Genomic DNA, 1026 nt, shown 5'->3' with positions numbered 1-1026 from the left:
CCTGCCCGGAGATATTTATGGATGAGGGAGATGACTCTCCCATCCTTAATGCTCCGTGACAGTATCTCTATCAGTTTGCTTTGGTTCACTGTGTGGTTGGTAGAAGACGGCCTCGGGAATCCCCCTTGTACCGTCAGCCCCAAGCAGAACCCGGCGTGCGGATTTCCCGCACCGGGCTCCCCAGAATGATTCGCAATTACAACTCGTCATGTGTTCGGGTGGAGCAACGTAGCGTACGGGAGTTGAAACCACTCTCTGTTCTTTAGGTAGCTCCAATAGAGCCGATGTCTCTGGCTTCTCCTTCTGAGCGATCTAATCCACTGCCCCCATAGTGCGGGCTCGACCTTGCCCCGTCTTTGGCCGACCGGTTCATCAATTCGATTACGGCCTGGTACTTCTCCTCAAGCCCTTCAGACCCCACCTCACGGTAGGCGCCCTGCCCTCCGGGTATCCCCCGGCCTCCAAGATATTACCCCTGGATTTGGATATAGGTCCCCCAACCCGAGACCCAGCGGGACTTTAACCCACCTGACAAATGCGCTGCCACGCGCACATTATGGCTTCATCTGACTCCTCACGATAAATCTTGTTTCAACCGGCTTTAGCAAATGCGCTTCCGCCGTCCGTGAGGCCTCCCCGGGTAAGAACGCAGTCTTTCTCCCCATCTGCCTGCCGCATTTACACAAACTGTTTCCGTGTGGCTATTGGACTTCGACTTGTGTTGCAGCCTTATCCACAGTTTGTGCCTGATGCGATTTCTGTTCGTCAGGCCGGAGATTTGCCGCCGCCTTCCTTCATACTCCACCTCGCGATGGACGCACTTGGCCTTGGCTATACACTTCCCGCCACCAGGCGTGTTCGGGACTTGCACCCGTTAGACCGCGCCCATGCCGGGCGCACAACAAAAATGCACCGTTCCTTGATTGAGGAACGGTGCATTTCGCCTTCTTTATGTTTAGATCTGTCGTACTGACATATTGACTTGAAAAACCGTATCCGAATTATATGTGTCGGTAATGGATTCCA

The 1026-nt window shown here is 54.1% G+C and carries 1 pseudogene; it reads right to left on the bottom strand.

Annotated features, from left to right (window positions below):
- Positions 1-92: pseudogene (locus tag B3W37_RS01685) on the bottom strand (reverse transcriptase domain-containing protein); the annotation flags it as partial.
- Positions 93-1026 lie beyond the last annotated feature (934 nt).

This window comes from Syntrophomonas sp. UBA5494 (genome assembly GCF_002426325.1).
The sequence above is the reverse complement of the archived record's forward strand: the minus strand, read 5'-3'. Positions and strand labels throughout refer to the sequence as shown.